Raw genomic sequence first — 14,325 nt, forward strand, 5'->3', positions numbered from 1 at the left:
ACATTACCCCAATCCGACCCTCTGCGACATTCTCAAACAGGCACTCAATACGGGTAGTATCCACCCAGCCCGTTGCATTTCCTGTGCTATTAAAAATTCCAACCCTTGTCGTCGTCGACGTATAGGTTGTAGATTTATCGGGAGTAACGTATGTATCAACTATCGTAACTACACCGTTATCGGCCAAGGAAGTGGATACTTGGCTCCTTCCGCCATTATGGTGGACTGTAGTCTTAGTCGTGGTTCCTGCGTGCGTGGTCGTCGCAGTTAAACCATTCCCCCTCTCTGACATTTTCGGCGGCACCCCAGCATTCGTGGCACTGCCACTGGTATGAGTAGTAGTTGTGCCGACATTCACCGGAGCGCCGCTCGTCAAAACGGCACGCAGCATTGATGGAACTGAGGATGAAGCGCCGCCGAATACGTATTCGAGGTAGGCGAGTTCGAGTGGAGAATACATTGAAGCCCCCTGATGGATAGAGATACCGCCCAATCAATACATCATCGGGCAAAGTGAAACACTATCCATTTAGATAGGCTCATAGTCATGGATTTGCATTAGATTGCACAGCAACTGCTTACCAATAGGAACTTTATTTACTCAAAAGTATATATATTCAGAAGAAATAGTATTTAGATTTGTAATTATTATTATATAAACAATTGCATAACGCAAAAACCAGTCATAATAGTACATACAGAAAATATTATATTTATACCGTTGAACAGACGTGACAGCCTATGGCAGTTGCACAACCATCCCGTCGCGGATCGTGACGCGCCTGTCCATGCGGGCGGCGAGATCCATGTTGTGCGTGGCGATCAGGGCCGCGAGCTTGGAGGCGCGGACGATGGCGACGAGGGTCTGGAAGACCCGGTCCGATGTGTTCGGATCGAGATTGCCGGTAGGCTCGTCGGCGAGAAGCAGCCGCGGCGCATTGGCGACCGCGCGCGCAATGGCGACGCGCTGCTGCTCGCCGCCGGAGAGTTCGGCGGGGCGGTGATCGAGACGCTTACCGAGGCCGAGGAAGGTCAGAATCTGCGTCGCCCGCTCCTGTGCTTCCGCCCGGGGCAATCCACGGATGAGCTGCGGGATCACCACGTTCTCAAGGGCGGAGAACTCAGGCAGGAGATGGTGGAACTGGTAGACGAAGCCGAGTTCCTCGCGGCGGACGCGGGTGCGCTCCTGATCGCTCATGGAGGCGGTCGGCTTGGAGCCGACGAAGACCTCGCCGCGATCGGGCTTCTCGAGAAGTCCCGCCACATGGAGCAGCGTCGACTTGCCGGTGCCGGAGGGCGCGACGAGCGCCACGATCTCGCCGGGCCAGATGGCGAGATCGGCCCCGCGCAGCACCTCGAGGGAGCTGTCCCCCTGCGAGTAGCGGCGCTCGACATTCGACAGGTACAGGGCGGGTTGAGGTTGGCTCGGCGACATTCTTAACCGTACCTCAGCGCCTCGACCGGATCGAGCTTCGCGGCCCGCCAGGAGGGATAGAGGGTCGCCAGGAGCGAGAGAACCATCGCCATGAGCAGGATGGTTCCGACCTCGGTCGGGTTCACTTCCGCCGGAAGGCGGCTGAGGAAATAGAGCTCGGCCGGGAAGAGGTTCGTGTTCGTGAGCGTCGAAATGAAATCGCGGATCGTCTCGACGTTCAGCGCCAGCAGCAGCCCGAGGCCGAAGCCTGCGATCGTGCCGACGATCCCGATGGAGGCTCCCGTGATCAGGAAGACGCGCATGATTGCTCCGCGCGTCGCGCCCATGGTGCGCAGGATCGCGATATCCTCCGACTTGTCCTTCACGAGCATGATCAGGCCGGAGATGATGTTAAGTGCTGCGACCAGCACGATGAGGGTGAGGATGAGGAACATGACGTTCCGCTCCACCTCCAGCGCCCCGAAGAAGGTTCGGTTACGCTGCCGCCAGTCCGTCATGAGGATCGGACGCCCCGCCGCCTCCTCGATGGCGGCGCGGGCCTCATCCACCCGGTCGGCATCCTCGAGATAAACTTCGATGAGCTGCACGTCGCCCTGGCGGTTGAAATAGCTCTGTGCCTCCGAGAGCGGCATGAAGACGAAGGTTGAGTCGAACTCGGACATGCCGATCTCGAAGATCGCCTTCACCGGATAGCCCTTGATGCGCGGCGCCGTGCCGAAGGGCGTGGCCGCGCCGCGGGGGGTGATGAGGGTCAGGGTGTCGCCCGCCTGGAGCGAGAGCGCATCGGCCAGGCGCCGCCCGATGGCGACCCCCTCGCCTTCCTCGAAATTCTCCAGCGTCCCCTGGCGCAGATTGCCCGCGATATGCTCGATGCCCCGCAGGTCCTCGGCCCGGATGCCGCGTACGAGCACGCCGCTGCCGTTATACTGCGAGGAGCCGAAGGCCTGCCCCTCCACCAGGGGCACCGCCCGCCTGACGCCGGGCAAAGCCGCGATCCGCCGGGCGACTTCCGGGTAGTCGGTGAGCGGCGACTCAATGGGCGCCACGAAGATGTGGCCGTTGATGCCGACGATCTTGTCGAGCAGTTCCTTGCGGAACCCGTTCATGACCGAGAGCACCACGATCAGCGTGGCGACGCCCAGCATGATGCCGAGGAACGAGAAGCCGGCGATGACCGACACGAATCCCTCCCGCCGCCGCGTGCGCAGGTAGCGCCCGGCGAGCATCCACTCGAAGCGGGAGAAAGGTTTGGTTCCGGTTGGCGCCGTCTGATCCATGGCAGCTTATTTAGGTGCACTCAGGCGCGCAGCCACCGCGTCGACAGGCAAAAACTCCCGCTCTCCGGTGGCGCGGCGCTTCAGCTCGACCTTGCCCTCGGCGAGGCCCTTCGGCCCGATGAGGACCTGCCATGGAACGCCGATCAGGTCGGCGGTCGCGAACTTTCCGCCCGGGCGCTCGTCCCGGTCATCGTAGAGGACATCCCGGCCGGCCGCCGACAACTCGCGGTAGAGCTTTTCGCAGGCCTCGTCGGTGGCGGCATCGCCCGCCTTGAGGTTGAGAATCGCCACGTCGAAGGGGGCGACGGATTCGGGCCAGATGATGCCGTTCTCGTCGTGGCTCGCCTCGATGATCGCGGCAATCAGGCGGCTCGGGCCGATGCCGTAAGAGCCCATGTGAACCGGCCGCTCCTGCCCGTCCGGCCCCATCACCTTCGCGCCCATGGGCTCGGAATACTTAGTGCCGAAATAGAAGATATGGCCGACCTCGATGCCACGTGCGGACATCTTCTTGTCGGCGGGAACGGCATCGAAGGCCGCCTCATCGTGCATTTCCGAGGTCGCCGCATAGAGCGAGGTCCACTTGTCGACGATGCCCTGCAGGCCGGGAATATCGTCGAAATTCGTGTCCTCGGACGGGATCTCGTAATTGAGATAGTCGGCGTGGCTGAACACCTCGCTCTCGCCGGTCGAGGCCAGGATGATGAATTCGTGGCTCAGGTTGCCGCCGATGGGACCCGTATCGGCGCGCATCGGGATCGCCTTCAGGCCCATGCGGGCGAAGGTGCGCAGATAGGCCACGAACATCTTGTTGTAGGAATGGACGGCCCCGGCCTGGTCGAGGTCGAAGGAGTAGGCGTCCTTCATCAGGAACTCGCGCGAGCGCATCACGCCGAAGCGGGGACGCACCTCGTCGCGGAACTTCCACTGGATGTGGTACAGGTTCAGCGGCAGGTCCTTGTAGGAGCGCACGTAGCCCCGGAAGATCTCCGTGACCATCTCCTCGTTCGTCGGACCGAAGAGCATCTCGCGCTCGTGCCGGTCCTGGATGCGCAGCATCTCCTTGCCATAGGCATCGTAACGCCCCGATTCCCGCCACAGGTCCGCCGACTGGATGGTCGGCATCAGGAGCTCGATGGCTCCAGAGCGGTTCTGCTCCTCGCGGACGATGGCATTGACCTTGTTCAGCACCTTGAGCCCCAGCGGTAGCCAGGCATAGATTCCTGCCGCCTCCTGGCGGATCATGCCGGCCCGCAGCATGAGACGGTGTGAGACGATCTCCGCCTCTTTCGGCGTCTCGCGGAGAATGGGCAGGAAATAGCGGCTTAAACGCATGGAACGCCTTCGATCTCGGTCAGAAGAGGGTGAGTGCAGCGACTCGCTTCAAGCACACAACACAGGCCCTGGGCAAAAGACAAGCTGTGATCGCCCCGAGAGGCCTGCGGCACGCAGTATTAGACGAAAGGTCAATACAGGAAGTGCCAAAAAATGCATCAGAGCATGCTTAAAAAAGATGACACCGTTGGGTAAGCTGATTATAACCAAATGACTAAAGTCTTCGACCTTCAAGGTCAGAGGCCGCGGTCCGAGTTTCGGGAGGAATACGATTCCCAATCGCCATATGAGGCGACGGCGGAAGAAGGCCAGGAATCAAAAAAATTGCCACAAGGCAGTTCAGGCAAGGCGAAAGCCTTGCTTTTTCTTTTGGGCTCAGAGACCCGCCAGCGGAAAGACCGCGACCACGATCACCAGAACGATTGACGCGACCAGCGTCGTCCAGATCGCCTTCTCACGCAGGGCCGGCGCAACCGGCGCCCCCGGCTCGCTGCCGGCGACGATCTCTCCGCTCTCGGACTGGCTGCGGACGCCAAAGGGCAGGACCGCAAAAAGCAGAATCCACCAGATCACGAAATAGAGAGCCAGACCGCCGCTGACCCGGAGGTCGAAGGCGCTGACCACGACCCAGACCGCCACGGCCGAGATGGCAGCGATCACGGCGAGCGTCGACCAGAGCGATCCCGCCACAGCTTTTATAACGCTTATCAACAGCTTGTCCTCAGGCCTGCTCGAGTTCGACGAGCGTGCCGCAAAAGTCCTTCGGGTGCAGGAAAAGCACCGGCTTCCCATGGGCTCCGATCTTCGGCTCGCCGGAGCCGAGGACCCTGGCCCCGGACTTCACAAGGCGGTCCCTGGCGGCCAGGATGTCGTCCACCTCGTAGCAGACATGGTGGATGCCGCCATCGGGGCTCTTTTCGAGAAACCTGGCGATGGGGGAGTCCGCACCGAGAGGCTCCAGAAGCTCGATCTTGGTGTTGGGCAGCGTGATGAAGACCACCGTGACCCCATGCTCCGGCAGCGCCTCGGGCCCTGAGATCTCGGCTCCCAGGGTGTCGCGATAGACCTTCGATGCGGCTGCAAGATCGCGCACGGCGATGGCGACGTGATTGAGACGACCTATCATGGCTGCTCCCGATAGTGAACCTTGGCCGCTCCTATACCTCAATGACGAGCACATGGCAGGCTGGCTTCTTGCCCCAGTGCTGGTTCACGGCGGCCCGAACGGCCCGATGCACGGCGTTCTCCACCGCATCGGGATCGCGGCGCTTGGCCTTCGAGAGCCCGTCCAGGAGATCCGCCACCGCATCGGCGACGATATCGGTCAGGTCGCGCCCTTCCCGGTTCTTCTCCGGCAAACCCATGGCATCGACAATGGGGTCTCCAGCAATCTCGCCCCTCTCGTCGATGGCGATGGCGACGCTGACGATTCCGGCAAAGGCCAGCTTGCGGCGCTCGGGCAGCGCCCGCTCATTGGCTCCGATCACGATATTGCCGTCCCGGTAGAGGCGGCCGGCCGGGATGTTGTCCACGATTTCGGCCGGGCCGGGGGCCAGGCGCACCAGAGTTCCGTTCTTCGCCCGCACGACCTCCGGAACACCCTGGGCCCGGGCGAACTTTGCGTGCTCGGCGAGGTGCAGCGCCTCGCCATGGGCGGGAATGGCGATGCGGGGGCGCGTCCACCGATACATCTGGGCGAGCTCCCCCCGGCGCGGGTGGCCGGAGACATGCACCAGTTCGGTCCGGTCGGTGATGATCTCGATTCCCTGCTCGATCAGGCTATTGATGATCGAGCCGACCGCCTTCTCGTTACCCGGAATGGCGCGGGAAGAGAAGATAACCCGGTCGCCGGGAGACAGGGCAATGTCCGGGTGCTCGTCCGAAGCGATGCGCGCCAGCGCCGCGCGGGGCTCGCCCTGGGAGCCGGTGAGCAGCGCCACGATCTTGTCGCGCGGCATGTAGCCGAAGTTCTCGGCCGAGCGGAACTCCGGCAGGCCGTCGAGATAGCCGCATTCCTTCGCGACCTCGACCACGCGATCCATTGCCCGCCCGACGACCACGACCTCGCGGCCGCATTCCTGCGCCGCCTCCGCGACCGAGCGCAGGCGCGCGACGTTCGAGGCGAAGGTGGTGATGGCGACGCGATGCGGCGCATCCTTGATGAGATTCGCGAGATTGCGGGCGACATCCGCCTCGCTGGGGCTTTCGCCTTCGCGAACGACGTTCGTGGAATCGCAGATAAGGGCGAGGATGCCCTCGTCGCCCAGAGCCCGGAACTTCTCCTCTGAGGTGAGGCTGCCGAGATAGGGCGTGTTGTCGAGTTTCCAGTCGCCCGTATGCACCACAAGTCCGTGCGGCGTGCGGATGGCGAGCGCATTCGATTCCGGAATCGAATGGGCGACCGGCACGTATTCGATATCGAAGGGGCCGAGCTTCAGGCGCTGTCCGGGAACGATCTCGTTGAGTTCGACCTTCGGGGCGTCGGGCTCGGACAGCTTGCGCGCTTCGAGGAGGCCGACGGCGAATTTCGTGGCGTAGACCGGCGCGCGCAGGCGCGGCCACATCTCGACCAGAGCGCCGATATGGTCCTCATGGGCGTGGGTGATGAAGATGCCGAGGAGATTGTGCCGCTCCTCCTCGATGAACCGCAGGTCCGGATAGACGACATCGATACCCGGCAGGTGCTCCTCACCGCCGAAACCCATGCCGCAATCGACGAGAATCCATTGGCGCTCCAGCTCCGGCCCGAAGCCGTAGAGCGCGGCATTCATGCCGATCTCGCCGAGCCCTCCCAAGGGCAAGAAAACCAGTTCGTCGTTAGGGGAAGCCATATCAGGACCTTGTCGTGCCAGCGCCAGGCTTGGCTATATCGTGCTGCAAATTGGGAAAATAAAGGTCGCCTGCATCGATGAGTTCCACGCCCGCGGAACTTTTGAGCTGAAGGCGTCCATATCGATCAAGACCATCGAAGATACCGCTTTTCTCGCCGGATGGAAGACGGAGCGTCACCTCCTGGCCGATTCCGGCGGCGCGCTCCAGCCAGAGGCGCCGGATCGGCCCGAACGGATCCGCGGCATTCATGCGGGTGGCCTTGCGCCATGCGGAATAGGCCGAGGCGAAGGCGGAGGACAGGGCCCGGAAGACGTCCTCTCTCACGAGGCCGGGCCTGATCGACTGCAGGGCCAGCGCCGGATAAGGCATGCCTGTCGGCGCGAAGGCGGCATTCACGCCGAACCCGATGACGACCGCGAGGGGCCCGCCAGGGGCGAGCCTGTGCCCTTCGAGGAGCAGGCCCGAGACTTTGGCGCCGTTGAGCAGAAGGTCGTTTGGCCATTTCAGGGCGAGGCGCGGGTGGCCTAGGCCCGTGACCGCCTCCACGGCCTCATGCAGCGCCAGCCCAGCGACGAAGCCGAGCTGGGGTGCCTGATGAGCCTCGCAGGGGTCGACGAGCAGCAGGCTCGCATAGAGGTTGCCGGGCGGCGATGTCCATTGCCGCCCATGCCGTCCCCTCCCCGCGCGCTGCTCGGCGGCGACGATCCAGAGCTGTCCCGGATCGCCGTTTCGCGCCGCGGCGAGGGCGTCGTCATTTGTCGAGCCCGTCGCCTCGAGTGAGAGAAGCCGGTAGCCTGCGGACTCAGTCTCGGGCGCCAGATGCACGATCAGAACAGGGACCGCGCGGCAGCGCCCGCTGCATTGACGATGGGCGCCGGCACCAGCCAGAAGAGCAGAACGACGACGCTGGACACGGCCAGCACGAAGCCCTGTCCGGGGGACATGCGCTCGAAGCGCTCGACCGGCGCATCGAAATACATGACCTTGACGATCCGCAGGTAGTAGTAGGCTCCGATCACGCTCGTCACCACGCCGATGACGGCGAGCGCCACGAGGCCGGCCTCAATGGCGGCCGCAAAGACGTAGAACTTGGCGAAGAAGCCGGCGAGCGGCGGGATGCCTGCGAGCGAGAACATCATCGCCGCCAGGCAGAAGGCGAGCGCAGGATGCGTGCGGGCAAGACCCGACAGGTCGTCGACGGTCTCGAACATCACATTCCCACGGCGCAACCCCAGGATCACGGCGAAGGCGCCGAGCGTCATGGCGAGGTAGATCGCCATATAGACGACGACGCCCTGGACGCCCTCCGGCGTGCCTGCGGCCAGACCGATCAGCGCATAGCCGATGTTGCCGATGGAGGAATAGGCCATCAGGCGCTTGATGTTGCGCTGTCCGATGGCGGCAAAGGAGCCCAGAGCCATCGAGGCAATGGAAATGAAGACGATGATCTGCTGCCACTGGACCAGGATGCCGGGGAAGGCATCGATGAAGACGCGGGTCGCCATGGCCATGCCCGCCATCTTGGGGGCCGCGGCGAAGAAGGCCGTCACCGGGGTCGGCGAGCCCTCGTAGACGTCAGGCGTCCACATGTGGAACGGCACGGCGGAGATCTTGAAGGCGATGCCTGCAGCCACGAAGACGAGGCCGAAGATCGCGCCAGCCCCCACTTCGCCCTGCAGGATCAGGGCCATGGCCGGGAAGGAGACGGTGCCGGTGAAGCCGTAGACCAGAGAGGCTCCGTAGAGCAGCATGCCCGAGGAGAGAGCGCCGAGAACGAAGTACTTCAGGCCGGCCTCCGTCGAGCGGACGTTGTCCCGGTCGAAGGCGGCGATCACGTAGGAGGAGAGGCTGAGCAGCTCGAGGCCGAGATAGAGGGCGATGAGGTCGTTCGCCGAGATCACCATCATCATGCCGATGGTCGCGAGCACGATGAGGATCGGGTACTCGAACCGCAGAATCCCTTCGCGGCGCATATAGTCCGTCGAGAGAATGATGCCGCCGGCGGAGCCCAGAAGGACGAGGGCCTTCATGAATTTGGCGAACGGGTCGATGACAAAGGATCCCATCATCGTCTCGACGCGCTCGGACGGGAGCATGAGGACCGCCACGAAGGCGACCACCAGGAGCGCGAGTGCAACGATGCCCATCCCCTCGTTCGCCCGATCGCCGCGGAACGCGCCGAACAGGACGAGCAGGAGAGCGCCGGCGGCGAGAATGATCTCCGGCATCATGGGCCAAAAGGCCGGGATGACCGGAGCCACGACGGGAATGACAGCGACGGGATTCATCGTGACCTCAGTGTGCGGCGAGAGCAGCCGACTTCACGGTTGCAAGCGTGGCCTGGACGCTCTGCATGAGCGCATCCGTCGGCACGGCGAAAACATCAAGGATCGGGCTGGGCTGCACGCCGTAATAGATGATGAGCAGGATCAGCGGCGCGAAGGTGACGATCTCACGACGGTTCAGGTCCGTAATGGTCTGCAGCTCCGGCTTCTCAAGCGGCCCGTAGACCACACGCCGGTAGAGCCACAGGGCATAGCCGGCGGAGAGGATCACGCCGGTGGCGGCGAAGAACGCCACCCAGGTATTGGCGCGGAACGCTCCCATCAGGGTCAGGAACTCGCCGATGAAGCCGGACGTGCCGGGCAGCGCCACATTGGCCATGGTGAGGATGAGGAACACCACCGCATACATCGGCATCCGGTTCACAAGGCCCCCATAGGCCTTGATCTCGCGGGTATGCATCCGGTCGTAGATCACGCCGACGCAGAGGAAGAGCGCGCCCGAGACCAGGCCGTGGGAGATCATGGTGAACATGGCTCCCTGGATTCCCTGCTCGTTCATGCTGAACAGTCCCATGGTCACAAAGCCCATATGCGCCACTGAGGAATAGGCGATGAGCTTCTTGATATCCTCCTGCATCAGCGCGACCAGGGAGGTATAGACAATCGCGATGACGGAGAGAGCGAAGACCAGGGGCGCGAAGTAGAGCGAGGCCTCCGGGAACATGGGCAGCGACACACGGATGAAGCCGTAGCCGCCCATCTTCAGGAGCACGCCCGCCAGGATCACGGAGCCCGCCGTCGGCGCCTCCACGTGCGCATCGGGAAGCCAGGTGTGGACCGGCCACATGGGCATCTTCACCGCGAAGGAGGCGAAGAAGGCGAGCCACAGCCAGGTCTGCAGGCCGGGCGCGAACTCATAGGCCAGCAGCGTCGGGATGTCGGTGGTGCCAGCCGCCCAGTACATGGCCATGATGGCCAGGAGCATCAGGACGGAGCCCAGGAGTGTGTAGAGGAAGAACTTGAAGCTCGCATAGATGCGCCGCTTGCCGCCCCAGATGCCGATGATGAGGAACATCGGAATGAGGCCCGCCTCGAAGAACAGGTAGAACAGCACGAGGTCGAGAGCGCTGAACACGCCGATCATCGTGGTCTCGAGGACGAGGAAGGCGACGAAGTACTCCTTCACCCGGTGCCCGATCGATTCCCACGAGGCCAGGATGCAGAAGGGCATCAGGAAGGTGGTAAGCAGGATGAGCGGCATGGAGAAGCCGTCGACGCCGAGCTTGAACCGGATGGTCTCGGTCAGCCACGCATGGGTCTCGACCAGCTGGAACGCGGCCGTTCCGGCATCGAACCGCGCCCACGCCACGAGGGAGAGAGCGAAGGTCGCAAGGGTCGTGAAGAGAGCGGTCCAGCGCGCATTGGAGCGGGAGGCCTCGCTGTCGCCGGGCAACATGAGGATGATCGCCGCGCCGACGAGCGGCAGGATGAGAAGGCCGGAGAGGATGCCGAACCCGAGCATTAGTGCGCTCCGCGGAAGAGGTAATAGGTCACGAGAGCGGCAACGCCGATCAGCATGGCGAAGGCGTAGTGGTAGAGATAGCCCGTCTGGACCCTCACCACGCCGCGGGTGACGTCGAGGACGCGAGCGGAGATGCCGTCAGGTCCGAGCCCATCGATGATCCGCTGGTCGCCCGTGCGCCAGAAGAAGCGCCCGATCGCCATGGCAGGCCGCACGAAGATCACGTCGTACAGTTCGTCGAAGTACCACTTGTTCAGCAGGAAGCGGTAGAGGATCGGGTGATCCGCCGCGAGCTTCGCCGGCTGCTTGGTGTCGAGGATGTACATGTACCAGGCGAGCGCCAGGCCGAGCGCCATCATGATCGAGGGCAGGAGCGGCACCCAAACCGGGAGATGGTGCATCTCCTCCAGGATGTGGTTCTCCGGACGGGTGAACAGCGCGCCCTTCCAGAATTCCGCATAGCCCTCGCCGATGAAGGCGTCATGGAACACGATGCCCGCCACGAGCGCGCCGATGGCCAGCAACACGAGCGGCACGAGCATCACGAGCGGGCTCTCATGGGGCATTTGATCCCCGTGGTGGCCGTGTTCATGGTCGGCATGGCGGGTCGGCTCGACGTCGCGGCTGCGCTCGTCGTGCTCCACGCCCTCATGATCGTGAGGAGCATGGGCGTGATGACCGTGATGCCCCCAGCGCGGCGTTCCCTCAAAGGTGAGGAAGAACAGGCGCCAGGAATAGAACGAGGTCATCAGAGCCGCGATCACCGTCGCCAGGAAGGCAAAGGAACCGGCCGGCGAGTGGGCCGCATAGGCCGCCTCAATGATGGCGTCCTTCGAGTAGTAGCCTGCCGTAAACGGGAACCCGGTGAGAGCCAGGTTTCCGATGAGCATCATGGCCATAGTGAAGGGAATGTAGCGGCGCAGCGCACCCATGTGCCGCATGTCCTGCTCATGGTGCATGGCGTGGATGACCGAACCTGCACCGAGGAACAGCAAAGCCTTGAAGAAGGCGTGCGTGAAGAGGTGGAACACGCCCGCGCTATAGGCCCCGACGCCCAGAGCCACGAACATGTAGCCTAGCTGCGAGCAGGTCGAATAGGCGATGACGCGCTTTATGTCGTTCTGGACCAGACCGACGGTCGCCGCGAAGAAGGCGGTGATGCCGCCGATGACGGTGACGACCGTGAGGGCGTCCGGGGCGTATTCGAAGACCGGCGACAGGCGCGCCACCATGAACACGCCCGCCGTCACCATGGTGGCGGCGTGGATGAGCGCGGAAACCGGGGTCGGGCCTTCCATCGCGTCCGGCAGCCAGGTGTGGAGCAGGAACTGCGCCGACTTGCCCATCGCGCCCATGAAGAGGAGCAGGCAGGCGATGGTGAGCGCGTGCCACTCGGTGCCGAGGAAGGTGAAGCGCGCATCAGCGAATTCCGCAACGCGCGGGAAGATCTGGTCGAAGGTGACGCCGTTGAAGAGCACGAAGATCGTGAAGATGCCGAGCAGGAAGCCGAAATCGCCGACCCGGTTGACGATGAAGGCCTTCATGGCCGCCGCATTGGCGGAGTCCTTCTGGTACCAGAAGCCGATGAGCAGATAGCTCGCGAGGCCGACGCCTTCCCAGCCGAAGAACATCTGGACGAGGTTGTCGGCCGTCACCAGCATCAGCATGGCGAAGGTGAAGAGCGAGAGATAAGCGAAGAAGCGCGAGCGGTGCGGATCCTCGTGCATATAGCCGATGGAATAGAGGTGCACGAGGGCGGAGACCGTATTGACCACCACCAGCATCATGGCAGTCAGGGTGTCGATCCGGAAGGCCCAGTCGACGACCAGATCCCCCACCGACATCCACTGGGCGACCTGGACCCGGGTTGCGCCGTCGCCGAAGCCAACATCGATGAAGGCGACCCAGGACAGGGCGGCCGAGACGAAGAGCAGCGCCGTGGTGATGATCTCGCTCGGCCGGGCGCCGAGCACCCGCCCGAAGAGGCCGGCGATGAGGAAGCCGACGAGCGGCAGAAAGACGATTGCGTGATACATAGCCGTTTACTTCGCCGTTCCTACTGAGCCTCAGCCCTTCATCGTATTGATGTCCTCAACCGCGATGGAGCCGCGGTTGCGGAAGAAGACCACCAGAATGGCCAGGCCGATGGCTGCCTCCGCCGCCGCCACCGTGAGGATCAGCAGGGCGAAGACCTGGCCGACGATGTCGTTCAGGTGGGTCGAGAAAGCGACCATGTTGATGTTCACGGCGAGCAGGATCAGTTCGATCGACATCAGGATGACGATGACGTTCTTCCGGTTGAGGAAGATGCCGAACACGCCGAGCGTGAAAAGCACGGCGGCGACGGTGAGATAGTGTCCGAGTCCGATAACCATCGCGAGCCTCCCTTAGACGCCCTGGCGGAAGGGAACCTTCCGCACTTCGATGGCGGTGTCCCGGGTCCGGAGGTTCTGTTTCACGATATCCTGGCGGCGCACGCCCATGCGCTCACGAAGCGTCAGCACGATGGCGCCGATCATGGCCACCAGCAGGATCAGGCCGGCTGCCTGGAAGAAGTAGAAGTAGTGGGTGTAGAGGACCATCCCGAGAGCCTCGGTATTGGTCATGACGTCGGGCGGCGGGATCGGCACGGCCGGCGTGCGGATAAGCCTCGGCTCGACCAGGTAGGTTCCGACCACCAGGAAAAGCTCGATCAGGAACACCACCCCGATCAGCGCTCCGACGGGCAGGTACTGCAGAAAGCCCTGACGGAAGGCGGCGAAATCCACGTCGAGCATCATGACGACGAAGAGGAAGAGCACCGCGACCGCGCCCACATAGACGATGACCAGGATCATTGCCAGGAACTCGGCGCCCATCATCAGGAACAGCCCCGCCGCATTGACGAAGGCCAGGATGAGGAAGAGCACCGACTGAACGGGATTGCGCGAGGCAATCACCATGAACCCGGAGGCGATCGTGATCGTCGCGAATAGATAGAAGAAGGCGGCGGTAACCGTCATGCTCAAGCTTCAGCCGCAGGGAGCGGCCCCTTCCGACGTGGCTCCGGGGAATCCGGCGGCCTGTCTATAAATTCCGAATCCGGCGGGGACAACCCGCCGGACATGCTTGCCCCCTGCCCTTGCCGGGCAGAGCTTTCTCAGACGTAAGGGGCGTTCTTCGCGATGTTCTTCGCGATTTCACGCTCCCAGCGCTCGCCGTTGGCGAGAAGCCGGGCCTTGTCGTAGTAGAGCTCCTCGCGGGTCTCCACCGAGAACTCGAAGTTCGGCCCCTCCACGATGGCATCGACCGGACAGGCCTCCTGGCACATGCCGCAATAGATGCACTTCACCATGTCGATGTCGTAGCGGGTCGTGCGGCGGGTGCCGTCGTTGCGGCGGGGGCCCGCCTCGATGGTGATGGCCTGGGCCGGGCAGATCGCCTCGCAGAGCTTGCAGGCGATGCAACGCTCCTCCCCGTTGGGGTAGCGCCGCAGGGCGTGCTCGCCCCGGAAACGGGGGCCGCGATGGCTCATCTCGAAGGGATAGTTGATGGTGGCCTTCGGCTTGAAGAAGTATTTCACGGTCAGGATGAAGCCCGCCACGAACTCCTGCAGGAGAAGGGATTTTGCGACCTGATCGAGTTTCATGGTCCGATCTC

Annotated in this window: 14 protein-coding genes; all 14 read right to left on the reverse strand. The window is 63.1% G+C overall.

Going from position 1 to position 14,325, the window contains the following annotated elements; genetic code table 11:
• Positions 1-460, reverse strand: a 460-nt coding sequence (locus LG661_RS10835; protein WP_230531898.1) for a hypothetical protein, incomplete at its 3' end; no start/stop codon positions are given.
• A 279-nt stretch (positions 461-739) separates the two neighbouring features.
• Positions 740-1,435, reverse strand: coding sequence for an ABC transporter ATP-binding protein (locus tag LG661_RS10840; protein WP_230531899.1), 696 nt, complete (start codon positions 1,433-1,435; stop codon positions 740-742).
• A 2-nt stretch (positions 1,436-1,437) separates the two neighbouring features.
• On the reverse strand, positions 1,438-2,712 hold the full coding sequence (locus LG661_RS10845) for a lipoprotein-releasing ABC transporter permease subunit (protein ID WP_230531900.1): 1,275 nt from the start codon (positions 2,710-2,712) through the stop codon (positions 1,438-1,440).
• 6 nt (positions 2,713-2,718) lie between these two features.
• Positions 2,719-4,047 (reverse strand): proline--tRNA ligase, encoded by a 1,329-nt coding sequence (gene proS, locus LG661_RS10850; RefSeq protein WP_230531901.1) that lies wholly within the window; start codon positions 4,045-4,047, stop codon positions 2,719-2,721.
• A gap of 375 nt (positions 4,048-4,422) precedes the next feature.
• Entirely contained in the window at positions 4,423-4,758 is a 336-nt protein-coding gene (locus LG661_RS10855; RefSeq protein ID WP_230531902.1) for a DUF1467 family protein, read from the reverse strand.
• Between the two features lie 10 nt (positions 4,759-4,768).
• Positions 4,769-5,173 carry a methylmalonyl-CoA epimerase gene (gene mce / locus LG661_RS10860; protein WP_230531903.1) on the reverse strand — a complete coding sequence of 135 codons (405 nt, stop codon included), beginning with the start codon at positions 5,171-5,173 and terminating at the stop codon, positions 4,769-4,771.
• A gap of 31 nt (positions 5,174-5,204) precedes the next feature.
• Positions 5,205-6,878, reverse strand: a complete 1,674-nt coding sequence (locus tag LG661_RS10865; RefSeq protein ID WP_230531904.1) for a ribonuclease J — start codon at positions 6,876-6,878, stop codon at positions 5,205-5,207.
• A gap of 1 nt (position 6,879) precedes the next feature.
• Positions 6,880-7,704, reverse strand: coding sequence for a biotin--[acetyl-CoA-carboxylase] ligase (locus tag LG661_RS10870; protein ID WP_230531905.1), 825 nt, complete (start codon positions 7,702-7,704; stop codon positions 6,880-6,882).
• Positions 7,705-7,706: 2 nt separating this feature from the next.
• A complete protein-coding gene (nuoN, locus tag LG661_RS10875) occupies positions 7,707-9,167 on the reverse strand; it encodes an NADH-quinone oxidoreductase subunit NuoN (protein WP_230531906.1) in 1,461 nt (486 codons plus the stop codon).
• A gap of 7 nt (positions 9,168-9,174) precedes the next feature.
• Positions 9,175-10,686, reverse strand: a complete 1,512-nt coding sequence (locus LG661_RS10880; protein WP_230531907.1) for an NADH-quinone oxidoreductase subunit M — start codon at positions 10,684-10,686, stop codon at positions 9,175-9,177.
• Positions 10,686-12,722, reverse strand: coding sequence for an NADH-quinone oxidoreductase subunit L (gene nuoL / locus LG661_RS10885; protein WP_230531908.1), 2,037 nt, complete (start codon positions 12,720-12,722; stop codon positions 10,686-10,688). Before nuoL ends, LG661_RS10880 begins: the two co-directional genes overlap by 1 nt.
• 30 nt (positions 12,723-12,752) lie before the next feature.
• Positions 12,753-13,061 (reverse strand): NADH-quinone oxidoreductase subunit NuoK, encoded by a 309-nt coding sequence (nuoK, locus tag LG661_RS10890; protein WP_230531909.1) that lies wholly within the window; start codon positions 13,059-13,061, stop codon positions 12,753-12,755.
• Between the two features lie 12 nt (positions 13,062-13,073).
• The gene (locus LG661_RS10895) at positions 13,074-13,688 is read right to left on the reverse strand and encodes an NADH-quinone oxidoreductase subunit J (protein ID WP_230531910.1); all 615 of its coding nucleotides are present in this window, start codon (positions 13,686-13,688) and stop codon (positions 13,074-13,076) included.
• Positions 13,689-13,825: 137 nt separating this feature from the next.
• Positions 13,826-14,314 carry an NADH-quinone oxidoreductase subunit NuoI gene (gene nuoI / locus LG661_RS10900; protein ID WP_230531911.1) on the reverse strand — a complete coding sequence of 163 codons (489 nt, stop codon included), beginning with the start codon at positions 14,312-14,314 and terminating at the stop codon, positions 13,826-13,828.
• Positions 14,315-14,325: the final 11 nt, after the last annotated feature.

The sequence above is a fragment of the Microvirga roseola genome (assembly GCF_020866965.1).
GTDB classification, from domain to species: Bacteria; Pseudomonadota; Alphaproteobacteria; order Rhizobiales; family Beijerinckiaceae; genus Microvirga; species Microvirga roseola.

Bases quoted from the DNA above. Each gene is read 5' to 3' on its own strand.
- LG661_RS10840 (WP_230531899.1), bottom strand. From the start codon at position 1,435: ATGTCGCCGAGCCAACCTCAACCCGCCCTGTACCTGTCGAATGTCGAG.
- LG661_RS10845 (WP_230531900.1), bottom strand. From the start codon at position 2,712: ATGGATCAGACGGCGCCAACCGGAACCAAACCTTTCTCCCGCTTCGAG.
- proS (WP_230531901.1), bottom strand. From the start codon at position 4,047: ATGCGTTTAAGCCGCTATTTCCTGCCCATTCTCCGCGAGACGCCGAAA.
- mce (WP_230531903.1), bottom strand. From the start codon at position 5,173: ATGATAGGTCGTCTCAATCACGTCGCCATCGCCGTGCGCGATCTTGCA.
- LG661_RS10865 (WP_230531904.1), bottom strand. From the start codon at position 6,878: ATGGCTTCCCCTAACGACGAACTGGTTTTCTTGCCCTTGGGAGGGCTC.
- nuoN (WP_230531906.1), bottom strand. From the start codon at position 9,167: ATGAATCCCGTCGCTGTCATTCCCGTCGTGGCTCCGGTCATCCCGGCC.
- LG661_RS10880 (WP_230531907.1), bottom strand. From the start codon at position 10,686: ATGCTCGGGTTCGGCATCCTCTCCGGCCTTCTCATCCTGCCGCTCGTC.
- nuoL (WP_230531908.1), bottom strand. From the start codon at position 12,722: ATGTATCACGCAATCGTCTTTCTGCCGCTCGTCGGCTTCCTCATCGCC.
- nuoK (WP_230531909.1), bottom strand. From the start codon at position 13,061: ATGGTTATCGGACTCGGACACTATCTCACCGTCGCCGCCGTGCTTTTC.
- LG661_RS10895 (WP_230531910.1), bottom strand. From the start codon at position 13,688: ATGACGGTTACCGCCGCCTTCTTCTATCTATTCGCGACGATCACGATC.
- nuoI (WP_230531911.1), bottom strand. From the start codon at position 14,314: ATGAAACTCGATCAGGTCGCAAAATCCCTTCTCCTGCAGGAGTTCGTG.